This window comes from Sulfitobacter sp. D7, assembly GCF_003611275.1.
GTDB lineage: Bacteria > Pseudomonadota > Alphaproteobacteria > Rhodobacterales > Rhodobacteraceae > Sulfitobacter > Sulfitobacter profundi.
On the sequence record NZ_CP020694.1, the window covers coordinates 929343 to 945866 of the forward strand.

The window sequence follows — 16524 nt, forward strand, 5'->3', positions numbered from 1 at the left end:
GCGCGTTCTCTCTTAAAAACGTGGGGATTTACCCTCCACGCCATAATTCTGACAGGTTTCGAACAATAATCTAAACGCGCGATCTATGCCCGGTTGCGGGCTGGTACGAAGGACAATCTGTGGCACCTACCGAGACATATGAGCAGCGCGTTGCCGCCACGCGAAAACGCTTTATCGAAGGGATCCCGGATCGCCTGCAGGCCGTCTCTGACGCACTGCGCGAGACGGACGGGGCCGATCCGCGCGAGACGAAAGCGCGCAAGGTCCACCGCATGCTGCACGATCTGGCCGGGAACGCCGCGATGCTGGAATACCTTAAGATTGAAGATTGTCTGCGCAAGGGGCTGCGCGTCGCCGAAGATGCCGATGAGTCCTCTTCGCCCTTGTCAGCCGATGATGTTCGTATAATTGAGACGGCTCTGGCCGATGCCAATAGCGTCGTCGAAAATATCTAAGAAAGCCTTTCCATGAAGTATCCCGCAATTGGTTTGTTGGCGGCCTTGCTGCCGTTTCAAGTTCACGCTCAAACGACCACGGGTGAGGACGCGGCGCGTGCCCCCGCGGAGCAGGTTCAAGAGGGGCTGATCGCACGGACCTTCGATCTGGCGGAGCTTGGGTTTCAAAACGGCATTTCTTTCCGCCAACTGTCTGGAAATGCGACGATCTATATTCCGCTGCCCGACGCGGATGCGCTGAACTCGGGCAGTTTGCAGCTAGAGCTTGAACACGCCTCTACCACCGAGGTGGACCGCTATTTGCAAGTGTCGGTCGCGGGCCGCCCCGTGACTTCGCAGGCGCTGCCGAATGGGGCAGGGCGCCTGAGCCTGCCCGTGCCGCTCAGCCCCGAAGACGTCTCTGGCGGGTTTATCGCCGTGGGCCTGTCCTATTCCGGCGCCCTTAGTGATCGCGTCTGTGTGGACGAGCGTGCCTCGGGGGATTTCCTTGAGATCACGGCGGCGTCTTCCGTGACGTTGCAACTGGACCCCTCGGAAATCGACACATCGGCTGCCTTCGCGGGGCTGCGTCCTGCGAATACGCGCCTTGCGATCAACGGAAACGATTCCCTCGCCGCTCTGGCTGCCGCGACCCGCGCCGCGGCGTTGTTTGACGCCGAGGCAGGGCGACTGACCTTTGCTGAGGAAACGGCAAGCCCGGCGGGCGCATGGTCCGAAGGTGTCATCCAGCTTGACGTGACTGCCTCTGGCGTGGCGAGTGAGATGGCCGTGGACACCCAAACGGGCCTGCCGGTCTTGACCCTGCGCGGCAGTGATCCGCAGGTGGGGCTGTGGCAGATGATGTCGGAATGGTCGGCCCTGTCGAACACGGATGCGACCGTGGTCGATGTGGCAGGGGCTCAGGCTCTGTTCGATGACCGCTTGCCGCTCTCTGCTTTGCAGGCCGATCTCACCCCGCGCGCCGTGGTCTCGACCGAAGACTTCTTTGTTCCGTTCCAGTCCTCGGATCTTCCGGCGGGCAAGGGCGTGGCCGGTGTTAACCTGCATGTGGCCGCAGCGCTTGATCCCGAAGGGCGCGGGGCGACGGCCTCGGTCTTTCTGAATGACACGCTTTTGGGCAACCGCCCGCTTGGCAGTGGCAAGCCCGAGCAATTGACCTTTTCTGTGCCCAGCGGCCTGCTGGGGCGCGACAACCTGCTGCGCGTGTCGATCCAGCGTCAGCCCACGGGCGGCGAATGCCGGTTCAAACCGCAGGGCTATCCGGCGCAGATCCTGCCTGGCAGCGCCTTGTTGCTTTCCGATGCCGCGCCGCAGGATCAGGATTTCTTTGCCCTGCGACAAGAGTTCGGCAATGGGGTTCAGGTCGTGCTTGACCCCGATCTATCGCTGGATTTCGCGCAAACACTGCCGTGGCTCGCAGGCGTTGCGGGCAGTGTGATCCCGGACCGTGCCACCATCCTGCCCCGCGCCTCGGTTGACGCGCTTGAAGGGGACGAGCCTTTCTTTGTGATCTCTGAGCAAAACCCCGGAGATGGCGACCCGCTGATCACATTTGATCAGGGCCGCATTGAGCTACGCGACCGTCAAGACAACTTGATCTATTCGGGCGAAGATCTGTCGCGCCTTGGTGTGGTGCAGATCGTCACCCGTGGCGATACCCGTGGTCTGTGGCTGCGTCCGGGCAACGGCCCGGCACCGGAACTGACGCCCGAGCGGCCCATGATGCTGGACCGGGGCGATCTGGCCCTCATCGGGCAGGACGGGGTGATCCTTGCCACTGCCACTGACCGCAGCCCGCTTGTTGATGTCGTCTACCCTGACCGCACCAGCCTTGCGCAGATGTTGGCCAAGTACCGCCCTTGGATCGTTGGGGGCATCTGGGTGTTGGTGACGCTGCTTGTGCTGATCGTCTTCCAGCGCGTCTACCGCGCCCGCCGCGGCAAAGACGAGACGTAAGCCGCCGTGGCGTTGGATGCCGAAAGCGAAGCCATTGGTTCGCTGCTGCTTGACCGTGGTGCGCTGACGGCTGAACAGCTCGACGCGGCAGAGGATTTGGCCGAAGACTGGAACGTCTCTCTGGTCAAGGTCCTACTGTCGCGGCGCTGGCTGACCACGCAGACACTCTACCGGGAGATCGCCTTTTACCATGGGCTGACGCTGGTCGATCTGATCGAAGACCGCGCCGATGATGATCTGATCCGGCGGTATGATCCGGTGGTGATGAACCAGTTTATGACGGTGCCGATTGGCCGGGCAGAGGATGGCACCCTGACGGTGGCCACCTCGCGGCCCGGGCCGCGCACACTGCTGCACATTCGCGAGGTCTACGGCACCGGCGTGACCATCGTCGTGGCATCGCATTTCGATGTGTCATGGCAGCTACAACGCGCCTTCCGGGAGAAACATTCCCATGAAGCGGTCTTTGCTCTGGCAGAGCTTGACCCGGATATGTCTGCGCAGAACGTGGTGACCCCGCCGCAGATTTTAGTGATTTATCTCTTGGTCTCAGCTTTTCTGCTGGGGTTGGCCTTTGCGCCGGTGGCCACGCTGATCGTGCTGAACGTCTTTCTGACCGTTTTCTACACCGGAAACTTCTTGTTCAAGGCGCTGCTTGTCTGGCTGGGCGGTGCCGCGCAGGAGACCTCATCGCGGGCCATCGCGGCTGAGGCATCGCTGCTGCGCGACGAAGACCTGCCGATCTATACCGTGCTAGTGCCGATGTTCCGCGAGCCTGAGGTGCTGCCGATCCTTGCCCAAGCGCTGCGCAACCTCGACTATCCGCTGGCCAAGCTCGACATCAAGATCGTGCTGGAAGAGGGTGATCACGAGACGATCGACGCGGCGCGCAAGCTGGACCTCGAAGGCGTGTTTGAGATCATCCGCGTCCCGGCCTCCCACCCGCAGACCAAGCCCAAAGCCTGCAACTTTGCGCTGCGCTATGCGCAGGGCGATTTCCTCGTGATCTTTGACGCCGAGGACAAGCCAGAGCCGGATCAATTGAAAAAGGTCATCGCCGCCTTCAACCAATCCGCGCCCAATACCGCCTGCATCCAGTGCCGGTTGAACTATTACAACGCGCGGGAAAACTGGCTGACGCGGATGTTCACGCTGGACTATTCGCTGTGGTTCGACCTGATGCTGCCGGGGTTGGAGCGTTTGGGCGTGCCGATCCCGCTTGGGGGCACCTCGAACCACTTCCGCATGGATGTGCTGCGCGAGTTGAACGCATGGGATCCCTTCAACGTGACCGAAGACGCCGATCTGGGCATTCGTCTGACGCAAAAGGGCTACCGCGTCGGCGTCATCGATTCCACGACCTTTGAAGAGGCCAATGTTTCGATCCCGAACTGGGTGCGCCAGCGGTCGCGCTGGATCAAGGGCTATATGCAGACCTTCCTTGTGCATAGCCGCAGACCGATTCACCTGTGGCAATCGGTCGGCAGTGCGGGGGTCTTTGGCTTTATCTTCTTCATCGGGGGCACGGTGCTGTCGGGCCTGTTGAACCCGGTGTTCTGGTCGATCTTTGCCATTTGGCTGATCTTCGGGACCGAGGTGATCACCCCCTATTTCCCGCTGCCGGTGCTGTATCTTTCGCTGGTCAACCTTTTGGCGGGCAATGGGCTGCTGATCTACCTCACGATGGTCGCGCCCTTCCGGCGCAGATGGACCGATCTGGCCCCTTGGGGGATTACGGTGGTGGGCTATTGGGTGTTGATGACCGTGGCCTCTTACAAGGCGCTGTCGCAACTGATCTTCAACCCGTTCTACTGGGAGAAGACCCAGCACGGCCTGTCCAAACACACCGCCAATGAGGTCGCCGAAGCCAGCGCCGAAGCGACGGAGGCCACGCAATGATCCGCGCCGCCTCTTGGTCCTTTGGCTTTGTCGTGCTGGCGCTGATGCTCTTGCTCAGCCTTGGCTGGACCGAGGCGCATGGCTTTATGTCGATGGATGTGACCGACCTTTGGGCCAAGTCCATCGTGCAGATCGACGGGCCGGTGCAGTTCAAGGCCACGGATGCCTTCTATCCGCCCGTACCCTATGCGCTGTCGCTGTTGGGGCAGGCGATCTTGCCTGACACACAGGTGCCAGTGCCCTTCGTGCTCTCTGCGCTGGTGGGGGCGGGGCTGCTGGTTATGTGGTTCCTCAATCTGCGCGATACGGGTCAGTTTTCGGGTGTGACTGCGGCTCTGGTCGTGCTTCTGCTGGCGTTGAACCCCTTTTTCTTACGCGCCTTGGCCGATGGGCCTGAAACGATGTTCTGTATCTTGGGCACATGGTTGTTCGCGCGCGGCATCGTTAATCTGCGGCTGACCGGCAACGCGCCCGACATGATGAAGGTGGCCGTGGGGCTTTTGGTGGTGGCGCTTTCGGACAGCTACGGTCTGATGCTCTGCCTGGGGGCGATGCCCTTCATGATCGTGGCGGCGCGGCCCAGCATGATTGCGGCCTCTTCCACGGGGTATCTTGTGGCGATGTTCTATCCGGTGCTTGCCGCCGTGGGGTCGCTGATGTTTGTCAGCATGATCTTCGACAGCCGCCTTGTCCCGCTTTTGTCGGAAACCGCGACGCCGCTGACCCTGCGCGAGCATTTGGTCATTCTGGCCGGGCTTGGCCCCGCGGCCTTTGTCGCGATCCTGCGCAACATCCTGATCCCGCGGCTGTTCATGCCGCTGCTGGCCGCCGTAGGCGCTGTGCTGGGCGGGTATACGCTGAACACATTCTTCCACGTCGAAGGCGATCCGGCCATGGCGCTGGCGCCCATGCTGGGCGTCTTGGTCGCCGCGATCCGCTTTTGGCCCAACCTGCCACTGCGCGAACCCATTGCCATCACCCTGATGGCGCTGTCGCTGCTGACCTCTGCGCTTGTCATGCGCCATGTCGCCCATAACGAAACCCGCGTTTGGACCAATGCAATGCTTGGGAAAGAGAACGCAGCGTCGCGCCCCACGCAGGAAGTTGTTTCATTCTTGCGCGACAAGTCTGAAATTATGGTAGATGTTGAAAAAAATCCCCAGATCGTGGTCGGTTTGGGGAATATAGACCGGCTGGTGATCGCCGGAGAGCCTGCCTACGACTGGGCGCTTGAGGGGGGCGTGCCGCGGACAAACTATATCGTCGTCCCGCGGCAGGCCGAGGGGCAGATCACAGCAGACAGAATTCTGCGCAGGTTCCCGCAGCTGAGACTATCGCAGCTGCCGGGGTATGAGGAGGTTTTTCAAAACAGCCAATGGCTTGTTTTTGAAAGAATTAACGAGTGGAATTAAAATCATGAGCCCACGAATTATCGCAGTTGACGACTCGGACATCGCGCAGGATTTCATCAATGCCACGCTTTCGGAGCTTGGGTTCGACGATGTCGTCAGCTTCATCGATCCCCGCGCGGCACTTGACGCGATCGAAAGCGATGAGGCCGCCGCAGACCTGATCCTGATGGACATAATGATGCCCGATATCGATGGTATCGAACTATGTGCCCGTATCCGCGCCCTAGACAGATGGAGCGATGTGCCGATCATTATGCTGACCAGCCGGACAGATATGGGCTCCCTTTCCGAAGCCTTCATGGCGGGGGCCAATGACTATGTCACCAAACCCTTCAACCAGATCGAGCTTCAGGCCCGAATGCGCAGTTGCCTGCGCTTGAAATCAGAGTTGGACCGCCGCCGGTCGGGCGAAAACCGGGGCGCGCGCCGCCGCGCCGTGCAGAGCTTCTCAGAGGCCACGGTGCCCAGCCTTTTTGGCAGCAAGGGCGGCTTTCAGGGCAGCCTCATGTCGTTGTCCCCCGCGATGCAAAAAGACCTTGGCCTGATCGTGTTTCGGATCGACGGTGACCGCGATCAATCAGACGCGGCGCGTGGCCAGCGGCAAGAGCTTCAGCGCCTTGTGGCTGGGCTTTTTGGCAAGGTCGATATCCCCGCACGGGACGGTTTTTCCCATTGGGAGGATGACCTGTTCGTCTACGGCTCGCTTCATGCCGATCACGCGCAGCTTGAAGCGCGGGCGCAGCAGTTTATCTCTGCCGTGGCAGAGGCGTCGGCCTCTGTGAAAGAAGGCTGGACATCCCGTCCTTTGAGCGTCAGTGCCTGTGTCGTACCGCCCTCCGACGCGGCTGTCGCCACGTCGCTTGCGCGGGGCATTCAGGGCGTCGAAAGTGCTGGAAAAACAGGCGCGACGGGCACAATCTGCCTTGCCGCCAACGATATAGGACATCTGCCAAGGAATGGTCAGCACTGAGCCCACCAACAAAGTCGATGCGGAGCCTTCCTCACGCTCGCAAACCCTGTTTTGGGGACTGATCTCAACGGTCGTTCTGATCTATTTCGTTGGGCTCGCGTTTCTCACGTGGTCCGACTACAACCGCGCCACGACCCGCGCGGAAGTGGAGCTGGAGCATTTCGCAGAGCTTTATGAGCAGGCGGTCGATGCCTCCCTTTCGGTTGCGAATGTGCGGATGTGGGGGCTCATCGACGAGCTGTCGACCGCGCGTCTGAGCGACCCGGATCAATTCGAAGCGCAATATGGCGCGTTGATGAATTCCGCCGTGCAAGAGACCAAACAGGTCGATGCGCTGGTGCTGATCGGTGCGGATGGGGTCGTGCTTTGGGCCACGATCAAACCTCTGATGGGGCAGTACCTTGGGGACCGGGCCTATTTTCAGGCAGCGATCGGGCTCGATGTTGATGAATACACGGTCGGGGTGCCTATCGTATCGCGCGCCACAGGGCGGCGGCTGACGCCGATTGCATGGCCCTTGATCGGCATCGACGGTCAACCGCGCGGGGTGCTGGCGTCGTCCTTGGGCGAGGACTACTACTCCCAGCTGCTCGGGTTGGACGGGCTGCAACAGGACATGTACGTCGAGGTGGTGACCTCCAACGGAGAGCGCGCCTTTGCCTCGGGGCGGCCCCAGCGTGACCCCGACACGCCGGTGTTCCGCGCGCGCAAGGAGATCCCGGCGCTTGACCTTTATATCGACGTGACGCGCAGCAAAGCGGCGGTCATGCAAAGCTATTGGCAGCGCACGGTGGCGTTTGCGGGCCTTGCGACGATCCTGTTCTTGACGGTGATCAACGCCGCGATCCGCGCCAGACGGCAGTCGACCCAACTGGCGCAGGCCCTGCGCAATTCCGAGCGTGACCGCGAGCGCATTCGTGTGGCGCAGAGCGAATTCGACGCGATTTTCGAGAATGTCGGCGACGGGCTGATCGTCTACAATGACAACAACAAGCTGCACCGCTCCAACCGCAAGGCGCGGCAACTGATGGGCGTCTCATCGGATATCGATGCCGTTCAAAAGCTGCGCGGCATGGTCCCTCCCTTCTCGCAGATGGACGAAGACGTGGCCGTTCACCGCGTTCAGATCCCCACGGCAGAGAACGAGAGTGTGGCGGTGCAATGCCGGGTGATGAAACTGCATCTGCATGGGGATTATATCGCCTATAACGTGCTTCAGGATATCTCTGCCGAAGAGCGTCTGGTGGCGGCGCGCACGGCCTTTGTTACCTCGGTCAATCACGAATTGCGCACGCCGCTTACATCCCTTGCCGGGTCGCTTGAAATTCTGCATGACCGCTTTGGCGATACCATGCCAAAGAACGCGGGCAAACTGTTGTCGATGGCCACCCGCAACGCCGACCGGCTTTTGGTGCTGGTCAATGACATCCTGACCCTTCAGGCCATCGACCAACGCCAACTCAGCATCCAAGCCGAGCGGGTCGCGGTGTCGGAAGTGCTGTCAGAGGCGATTGCCGCCAACACCGGCTATGGGGTGAACCGCGATGTGCAACTCGACATCCATGCAGGGCCAAACGCGGCGCAAGAGGCCTATGTGCAGGTGGACACCGTGCGCATGCAGCAGATCTTTTCCAACCTGATCTCGAACGCGGTCAAATATACGCCGCGCGGCGGGACGGTAAAAATCGGCGCCGAGGTGGACGACCAATGGGTCACGTTCTATGTCTGCGATGCGGGGCCGGGCATCCCTAGATCCGCGCATGATCGTATGTTCAAAAGGTTCGCTGACCCTGTGCATTCTCGCGAAAACCAAGCGAATGGCACGGGGCTGGGTTTGGCCATCACGCGGGAGTTGGTGTTGCGACAAGATGGCGATATAAGCTTTGAGACGCGCTCTGAAGAAGACGGAGACGAAAACCCCGGCACAACATTCTACGTGCGGTTCGCCCGTGATACTGGTGCCACGTCCGAGCAGGGGGGGGCGGCATGAGAGTGTTGTTCGTCGATGACGAGGATGACATCCGCGAGTTGATCGAGTTTGCGATCATGACCGAAGATGACATCGAACCGACATTCGCGGCCACCGGGCTGGACGCGATTGCCACGATGGAAACCCAGTCTTTCGACGTGATCATGCTGGATGTGATGATGCCACCCCCCGATGGCATGGAGGTGCTGCGCTGTGCGCGGGCCAATGCGGATTTGGACGACACGAAGATCGTGATGTGCACCGCCAAAACCTCGCCGGAATCGGAAAAGAAGTTTCGCGCCCTTGGGGCCGACTACATTCTGCACAAACCGTTCAAACCGCTAAAGCTGGCGGATTTCATTCGGTCGATCGCCTAATACCTCATCGCGCAGCCCCTCGCGGCCTTGATTAAGCGGAACTTATCATGCCCAAAACAGCACAGATGCCCACACAATCCACGCGGCGCATATGGTCCGGCCTCGTCTTCCTCTCGGCCTTTGCGGCGTTGACCGTGCCGGCAAGCGAGGTGACTTCGGCGGCTTGGCCACGGGGCGAGGACAAAAGCTTTGTAACGCTGTCATATGAAACGACGGTAGATGGCCCCGACTTCGGCGATTACGGCGCGTTTTACTATGAATACGGTGTCACCGAGAAACTGACCTTCGGTCTCGACATCGGCAAAAGCCGAGACGCCGGTCAGGTCAGCGCCATCGCCTTTTTGCGCTATCCATTGGGGGCACCTGAGGGGGACAACGTTTTCGCCGCTGAACTTGGTCTTGGCTGGGCCGAGCGCGATGGCAGCGCGGTGGCGGCTTTGCGGCCCGGCCTGTCATGGGGCCGCCCGGTGTCGGGCGCATGGGGCAGCGGCTGGCTGGGGGTGGAAAGCACTTATGCCCTCTACGAAGACGGCGAAGGTCTGGGCAAGATCGACAGTTCCTTTGGCATCAACCACGCCAATGGCAACCTGTCGATTTTCAAGCTGGAATTCGCGGCCCCCTCTGACGGCGATGAGACATTGGCCTTCGCGCCCTCGCATGTGGTCAAAGTGTCCGAGAACAGCTTTCTGGAGTTCGGCCTGTCCCATGAATTCACCGATAGCGTGACCAAGGTCAAAGTCGGGGTTTGGCACAGCTTCTAGGGCGCACGCCGGGCCCTCTCAATCGCGCCAATCGGGGCGGTTGCCGAGGTGGGCAATCAGAAAGTCGATGAAGAACCGCGTCTTGGGGGTCAGCACGTTCGAGCGCGGGTAGACCAGCCAAAGCACCGAGCGGTCATTCATCCGCCAGCCCGGAAGCAGCCGCAGCAGCTGGCCCGAGGCAAGTTCATCCGCCACGCTCCACAGCGAATTGACCGAGATGCCAGCCCCCGCGCGTGTCGCTTCCCGCTGGGCATCGCCATCGTCCATGATGACGCGGCAGGTCATCTCGCTGGGGTTTAACGTGGCGGCCTCGCCTTCCGGCCCGATCAACGCGCGCGGTTCAAGATCGCCCCATGCGATAAAGTGATGACGCCGTAGATCGGCAGGGCTGTCCGGCATCCCATAGGTCTCCACATAGGACGGCGCGGCACAGAGAACGCGGGTGTCATCGGCCAGCTTGCGCCCCCGCAGGCTGCTGTCGGTCAGAGGCGCGCTGCGCAGGGCGAGGTCGAAACTGCCTTCGATCGCGTCAAATCGGGTGTCGGAGAGGCGCAGATCGAGGGTCAACTCAGGGTAGGTTTCGTGAAACTTTGGCAGCAACGGCATGATATGGCGTTGGGCAAAGCTGCTGGGGGCGGCGAAGCGCAAAATGCCCTTCGGCCCCGCCTTGGTCCCGCCCAGAATGGCCCGCGCGGCATCGGCCTGCGCCAGTATCTCCCGCGCATAGGGCAGAAAGTCGGACCCATCCAGCGACAGCGACACCTTTCGCGTGGTGCGACGCAAAAGCTCAACCCCGAGTTCCTGTTCAAGCTTGGCCAAACGCGCGCTGGCCACGGCAGGGGCCATCCCCAAGGCGCGCCCGGCGGCCGAAATGTTAAGCCGTTCGGCAGCCATGACGAAAAGGCGCAGGTTGTCGATGTCCATGGGGCTGTCCTTGCTGCGGGCTATCCGCAGGGCCAGCATACAGGTGGCTTATATTGTATTCAATATCAAGAAAATGAACTTAGCTCCCGCTGGATTATCTGGCGTATCCCGCTGGTCTATATCTGCCTCAACGCAACATTCAACGAAAGATAGACCGATGAAATCTATGACCCTCACCAGCTACGGCGCTGATGCTCCCTTTGTCGAAGCCGAACTGCCGCGCCCATTGGCCACCCCCGGTCATGTGGTGCTGCGCGTCAAAGCGACGAGCGTGAACACCATCGACACCATGATCAAGGGCGCGGGCAAAGACCTGCCCCTGTCGCCCGATCTGCCTGCCGTTTTGGGCATGGATTTCGCCGGGATTATCGAAGAACTGGGCGAAGGCGTCACCGGTTTCGCTGTTGGTGACGAAGTCTATGGCTGCGCCGGTGGGTTGGCTGATCTGCAAGGGGCCTTGGCCGAATTCATGCGCGCCGACGCGCGGCTGATCGCCCATAAACCCAAATCGCTGCCGATGCGCGAGGCGGCTGCCCTGCCACTGGTGGGCATCACCGCTTGGGAAGGGCTTCACCGGGCGGGCGTCGGGGCCGGGCAGAAGGTGCTCGTCCAAGGCGGCGCAGGCGGCGTGGGTCATCTGGCGATCCAACTGGCCCGGCATCTGGGGGCCGAGGTTTCTTCGACCGGTACCGGGGATGACCAGCTTGCGGTGATCGAAGGTTATGGCGCGCGGGCCATCGACTTTAAGACCCAGAAAATCGAAGATTATGTGGCCGGGCAAACCGCGGGTCGCGGGTTCGATGCAGTGTTTGACACCGTCGGCGGGGATAATCTGACCAACTCTTTCGCTGCCACTGCGCTGAACGGCCATGTGGTGACAACCGTGGCCCTTTCGGAAATCGACCTGACCCCGGCGCACTTCAGCGGCTTGTCCCTGCACGTGGTCTTCATGCTCTTGCCGATGCTGCACGACGTGAACCGCGCGGTACATGGGCAGATCCTTGGCAACCTCGCCACGTTGGTGGATGAGGGCGCGGTGAAACCCTTGCTGGACGAAAAGACCTTTGATCTGGGCCAAGTTGGCGAGGCCTATGCGCGGCTGCAAAGCGGGCAGGCCCTCGGCAAGGTGGTGATTGAGGTCTGACCCGGCCCGAAATCCTCCCGCCCCGCCGCGTATCTTTTGCGGCGGGGTAGGGACTGTTTGCTGCCCTAACTTTCCCTCTGAAGAGGGAGGGTGGGCGGCGAGCGCTAAGGAAATCGTTTTTGACCTAACGGTAGCCTGCCTCTTTCTTCCTCATCTCGCGCTTGGCGGTAAATTCGGTCTTGCCTCTGCATGTCAGAGTACAGTTAATTGGCCGGGCAAGCTGAATACAGCAGCGGCGCGCGGCACCCTGTGCCGACGCCCGTTAAGAGCAACCAAGGGAGAGAGACATGAAATTCACCGCAATCCTCGCTGCAAGCACCATTCTGGCAGGCGCTGCCGCCGCTCAGGACGTTGATAAATCCGACTGGCCCAGCAGCTTTACCGTCGGCACAGCCAGCCAAGGCGGCACCTACTTCGCCTATGGCTCCGGCTGGGCGAACCTCGTGGCCAAAGAACTGGGCCTGACAGGCGGCGGCGAAGTCACCGGCGGCCCGATGCAGAACATGGCGCTGGTCCACACCGGCGAGGCGGCCTTCGGCATGACCACGATGGGTCCGGCGGCGGAATCGCTGGCTGGCACCAACCCCATCGCACCCGGTCTGGAAATGACCCAAGCCTGCGCGATGTTCCCGATGTACCAGACACCTTTCTCGGTGACTGCGCTTGCGTCCTCGGGCATCGAAACCGTGGCTGACATTCCGGCAGGCGCCAAGATCGGCTTTGGCCCGGCAGGCTCCACTTCTGACACTTATTTCCCGCGCATGATGGACACGCTCGGCGTGGAATATGAGCGCCGCAACGGCGGTTGGACCGATCTGGGTGGCCAGTTGCAGGATGGTCTGCTGGACGTGATCGCTTTTGCCGCAGGCGTGCCTGTGCCCGCGGTCAGCCAGTTGGAAGTGCAGACCGACGTGAACATCATCGAGTTCACCGAGGAAGAGCAGGCCAAACTGCTCGAAGAATTCCCGGTATCTCAGTTCGACATCGCATCCAGCACCTACACCACGCTTGAAGCAGATGCGCGATCGGTCTCCATGTGGAACTTCGCCATCGCCAACTGCGATCTGCCGGAATCCTTCGTCAAAGCGGCTGTGGATGTGGTCATGTCCGACAATGAGCGGATGAAGGGCATTCACAAGGCGGCTGCGTCCTCCCTGCCTGAGAACTGGGACAAGAACAAAGTTCTGAAATGGCACCCCGGTGCGGCGGCATGGTTCAAAGAGAACGCGGATGCCGATATTTCCGACGATATGATCTACGGTAACTAAGCAAACGCCTAGACAAACTTGCATGCCGTCCCTAATCGGGGCGGCATCTTGCCATCATCCCGCCTGATTGCCGGGACAGATCCCGCGCAGATATCGGGAAAGGAAGCCTCCATGACAGACCAGCATAGCGCCGACCCTCAGGGCCCGATTGTCGCCGAAGGGGTCGATGACGAACCGGTAGAAAGCAACCGCCGCATATTCACCGGGCGCACCTATCTGGTCGTCGCGGCGATGTCGGCGATCTATGCCTTCTTCCACATGGCGGCACTCAACGGCATGTCGATCGGTGAGCTGACCGGCATCCGCCTCCCGCTGTTGCCGACCTTCCCGATGGAGACGTGGAACTTCCGCATCGTGCACATTGCGGGCGCGCTGATCCTTGGCTTCACCCTCTATTCCGCGCGGGGCTTTGTCGACGAAGGCACCGGGCAGGGCCGCCACCCGCTGGATTTCGTGGCATGGGCTGCGATGATCCCGGCGCTTTATTCGATTTGGACTGCCTGGGGCATCGCCAGCCAGATCAACTCCGGGGTGCAGTGGAACGGCATGAGCCCCGAGTTCAAAAACCTTGAGATTTACCACTACGGTCTGCCGCTGGTGGCCGCGACGGCCATCGGCATCGTCGTCGGTTGGCTGCGGGGCCGTGAGCGCGGGCAGGTTTCGCCTGCGGATCTGTTGCTGTCGGTCTGTGGCATCGCCGTGGCGATCTATCTGATCACCATGTACAGCACCTTGATGCGCAACTCGACGGGCACGCCCTTCGCGCCCATCGGTATCTCCATCGCCGCTGTCGCAGGCACCGCGTTGATCATGGAACTAACGCGCCGCGTGGCGGGGCTGGCACTGATCGTGATCTCAGGCATCTTCCTCATCTATGTCTTTGTGGGGGACATGCTGCCGGGCTTCCTGAATGCGCCCAACATCCAGTGGACCCGGTTCTTTAGCCAAGTCTACACCGATGCGGGCATCCTTGGGCCGACCACGGCGGTATCCTCGACCTACATCATCTTGTTCATCATCTTCGCGGCCTTCCTTCAGGCCTCGAAAGTGGGCGACTATTTCGTCAACTTCGCCTTTGCCGCCGCTGGCCGTTCGCGCGGCGGTCCGGCCAAGGTTGCGATCTTTGCCTCGGGCCTCATGGGCATGATCAACGGCACCTCGGCGGGCAATGTGGTGGCGACAGGCTCGCTGACCATTCCACTGATGAAGAAAGTCGGCTACCCGGCCCGCACCGCAGGCGCGGTCGAAGCCGCCGCCTCGACCGGTGGGCAGATCATGCCGCCGATCATGGGCGCAGGTGCCTTTATCATGGCCGAGATCACGGGCATTCCTTACACCGACATCGCCGTGGCGGCGATCATCCCGGCGGTGCTTTACTTCGTGTCGATCTACTTCATGGTGGATTTTGAAGCGGCCAAACTGGGCATGCGCGGCATGCGCTCCGAAGAACTGCCCAAGCTCAAGGACATGCTGCGCCGGGTGTTCCTGTTCATCCCGATCATCATCCTGATCTATGCGCTGTTCATGGGCTATTCGATCATCCGCGCGGGCACGCTGGCGACGGCGGCGGCGGCGGTTGTCTCGTGGTTCACCCCCTTCCGTATGGGGCTACGCAGCATTGTCAAAGCCTTTGACCTTGCCGGGATCATGTCGATCCAGATCATCGCGGTCTGTGCCTGTGCCGGTATCATCGTTGGCGTCATCAGCCTTACCGGCGTCGGCGCGCGTTTCTCCTCGGTGCTCTTGGGGTTGGCCGAGGCAAGCCAGTTCCTCGCGCTGTTCTTCGCCATGTGCATCGCGATCCTGCTGGGGATGGGCATGCCCACCACGGCGGCCTATGCGGTGGCGGCCTCGGTCGTGGCACCGGGGCTGGTGCAGCTGGGCATTCCGCTGCTGACGGCACACTTCTTTGTCTTCTACTTCGCCGTCGTCTCGGCCATCACGCCCCCGGTGGCGCTGGCCAGTTATGCAGCGGCGGGGATATCGGGCGCCAACCCGATGGAGACCTCGGTGGCGTCGTTCAAGATCGGCATCTCGGCCTTCATCGTGCCCTTCATGTTCTTCTACAACGGCGCGATCTTGATGGACGGCACATGGTTCGAGGTGATCCGTGCAGGCATCACGGCGATCTTTGGGGTCTATCTGCTGTCTTCGGGGATGCAGGGCTGGTTTGCGGGCAGCAGGGCGGCGTGGTTCATCCGGTTGGGTCTGATCCTTGCCGCGCTGTGCATGATCGCGGGCGGTTTGGTGACCGACCTCATCGGCATCGCGGTAGCGGCGTTGACCTTTGCCATCCAGTGGAAGTTCCGCCCCGCGCCCGACGCGCAGATTGCCGTGCACGGCAGCGACTGATCCACGCCCCGGCCCTTCGGGGCCGGGGTGCCCTCAATTGAGGCAGCGGCCCCTGTTGCATCCGGGCCAAGCGCCGCCTACGGTCCGCGCGATCCTTCCGGGCGGTTAATATGTTCACTATCTTTCTGGCCATCGCGCCGGTCTTTGCGCTGATCCTCATGGGCTATGGCCTGCGGCGGGGCGGCATCCCCTCAACCAAATTCTGGAACCTGAATGACCGGCTGGTCTATTGGGTGCTGATGCCCGCGTTGTTCTTTGCCAAGATCTCGGCGGCGGACCTCAGCGGGGGCTTGGGCGATTATGCCCTGCTGCTCTATGCCGGGTTCTTTGCAGCGATCTTTTGCGGGTGGCTCTTTGGGCGGGCCTATGCCGCGCCGCAGGGCAGTTCGCTGATGCAGGGAAGTGCGCGGTTCAACACATTTATCGGCCTTGCGATTGCCGAGGCCGTCTTTGGCACCGCGGGGCTACAGATCGCCGTGCTCGGTTCGGCGCTGCTGGTGCCGGTGGTGAATGTGACGGTGGTGACGCTGATGACCCGGCAGTTGGGCGGCGGTGGCAAGTCTATCCTCAAAGGCTTGGTTAAGAACCCGCTGATCCTTGGCATTCTTGCGGGGGTGCTTTTCAACTTTGCGGGTCTCCACGAAGTACCCGTTCTGCATGAAAGCGCGCGGATTCTGGGCGATGCGGCCCTGCCGATCATGCTGCTCTGTGTTGGGGCCAATCTGCGGCTGCGGGGGCTTTCTGGGTCTGTCTCGGTCATCGGGCTTTCGATCATCGGCAAACATCTGGTGAACCCGCTGGCGGTGCTGCTGGCGGCGCTGGTGTTGACCCCTGCGCCACTGACCCTGCAAATCGCGCTGATCTTCGCGGCCCTGCCGACCGGGGTGGCAAGCTATACGCTGGCGCGTGAGATGCGGGGCGATGCGCCACTGATGGCGGCCATCATCACCACGCAGACATTACTGAGCTTTTTCACTCTGCCGCTCACGCTCTATCTGGGAAGCCTGATTTCCGCGCCCTAGGCCCGGACCATGTGT

The 16524-nt window shown here is 61.2% G+C and carries 13 protein-coding genes; 12 read left to right on the plus strand and 1 reads right to left on the minus strand.

Going from position 1 to position 16524, the window contains the following annotated elements; genetic code table 11:
- Positions 1 to 119 precede the first annotated feature (119 nt).
- Genes B5M07_RS04385 through B5M07_RS04420 form a run of 8 tightly spaced genes read left to right on the plus strand, consistent with a single transcriptional unit; the run spans position 120 to position 9799 of the window.
- Positions 120 to 455, plus strand: coding sequence for an Hpt domain-containing protein (locus tag B5M07_RS04385; protein WP_120350384.1), 336 nt, complete (start codon positions 120 to 122; stop codon positions 453 to 455).
- Between the two features lie 12 nt (positions 456 to 467).
- On the plus strand, positions 468 to 2411 hold the full coding sequence (locus B5M07_RS04390; RefSeq protein ID WP_120350385.1) for a cellulose biosynthesis cyclic di-GMP-binding regulatory protein BcsB: 1944 nt from the start codon (positions 468 to 470) through the stop codon (positions 2409 to 2411).
- A gap of 6 nt (positions 2412 to 2417) precedes the next feature.
- A complete protein-coding gene (locus B5M07_RS04395) occupies positions 2418 to 4310 on the plus strand; it encodes a glycosyltransferase family 2 protein (RefSeq protein WP_120350386.1) in 1893 nt (630 codons plus the stop codon).
- Complete coding sequence (locus B5M07_RS04400; protein WP_120350387.1) at positions 4307 to 5722, plus strand: hypothetical protein; 1416 nt, start codon at positions 4307 to 4309, stop codon at positions 5720 to 5722. The genes B5M07_RS04395 and B5M07_RS04400 overlap by 4 nt, the downstream gene beginning before the upstream one ends.
- Positions 5723 to 5726: 4 nt before the next feature.
- On the plus strand, positions 5727 to 6692 hold the full coding sequence (locus B5M07_RS04405) for a response regulator (protein ID WP_120350388.1): 966 nt from the start codon (positions 5727 to 5729) through the stop codon (positions 6690 to 6692).
- On the plus strand, positions 6679 to 8682 hold the full coding sequence (locus B5M07_RS04410; protein ID WP_120350389.1) for an ATP-binding protein: 2004 nt from the start codon (positions 6679 to 6681) through the stop codon (positions 8680 to 8682). Before B5M07_RS04405 ends, B5M07_RS04410 begins: the two co-directional genes overlap by 14 nt.
- The gene (locus B5M07_RS04415; RefSeq protein ID WP_067630899.1) at positions 8679 to 9038 is read left to right on the plus strand and encodes a response regulator; all 360 of its coding nucleotides are present in this window, start codon (positions 8679 to 8681) and stop codon (positions 9036 to 9038) included. The genes B5M07_RS04410 and B5M07_RS04415 overlap by 4 nt, the downstream gene beginning before the upstream one ends.
- Positions 9039 to 9085: 47 nt before the next feature.
- Complete coding sequence (locus tag B5M07_RS04420; RefSeq protein ID WP_254693958.1) at positions 9086 to 9799, plus strand: hypothetical protein; 714 nt, start codon at positions 9086 to 9088, stop codon at positions 9797 to 9799.
- Positions 9800 to 9817: 18 nt separating this feature from the next.
- On the opposite strand, the gene B5M07_RS04425 is transcribed toward B5M07_RS04420, so the two are convergent.
- The gene (locus B5M07_RS04425) at positions 9818 to 10723 is read right to left on the minus strand and encodes a LysR family transcriptional regulator (RefSeq protein WP_120350390.1); all 906 of its coding nucleotides are present in this window, start codon (positions 10721 to 10723) and stop codon (positions 9818 to 9820) included.
- Positions 10724 to 10880: 157 nt separating this feature from the next.
- Between B5M07_RS04425 and B5M07_RS04430 the strand changes: the two genes are divergently transcribed.
- The 4 genes from B5M07_RS04430 to B5M07_RS04445 all read left to right on the plus strand — a co-directional run bounded on the left by B5M07_RS04430 (position 10881) and on the right by B5M07_RS04445 (position 16509).
- Positions 10881 to 11867 carry a zinc-dependent alcohol dehydrogenase family protein gene (locus B5M07_RS04430; RefSeq protein WP_120350391.1) on the plus strand — a complete coding sequence of 329 codons (987 nt, stop codon included), beginning with the start codon at positions 10881 to 10883 and terminating at the stop codon, positions 11865 to 11867.
- A 287-nt stretch (positions 11868 to 12154) separates the two neighbouring features.
- Entirely contained in the window at positions 12155 to 13135 is a 981-nt protein-coding gene (locus B5M07_RS04435) for a TAXI family TRAP transporter solute-binding subunit (protein ID WP_120350392.1), read from the plus strand.
- A 111-nt stretch (positions 13136 to 13246) separates the two neighbouring features.
- Entirely contained in the window at positions 13247 to 15487 is a 2241-nt protein-coding gene (locus B5M07_RS04440) for a TRAP transporter permease (protein WP_120350393.1), read from the plus strand.
- A gap of 110 nt (positions 15488 to 15597) precedes the next feature.
- Complete coding sequence (locus B5M07_RS04445; RefSeq protein ID WP_120350394.1) at positions 15598 to 16509, plus strand: AEC family transporter; 912 nt, start codon at positions 15598 to 15600, stop codon at positions 16507 to 16509.
- The last annotated feature ends 15 nt before the right edge of the window (positions 16510 to 16524 follow it).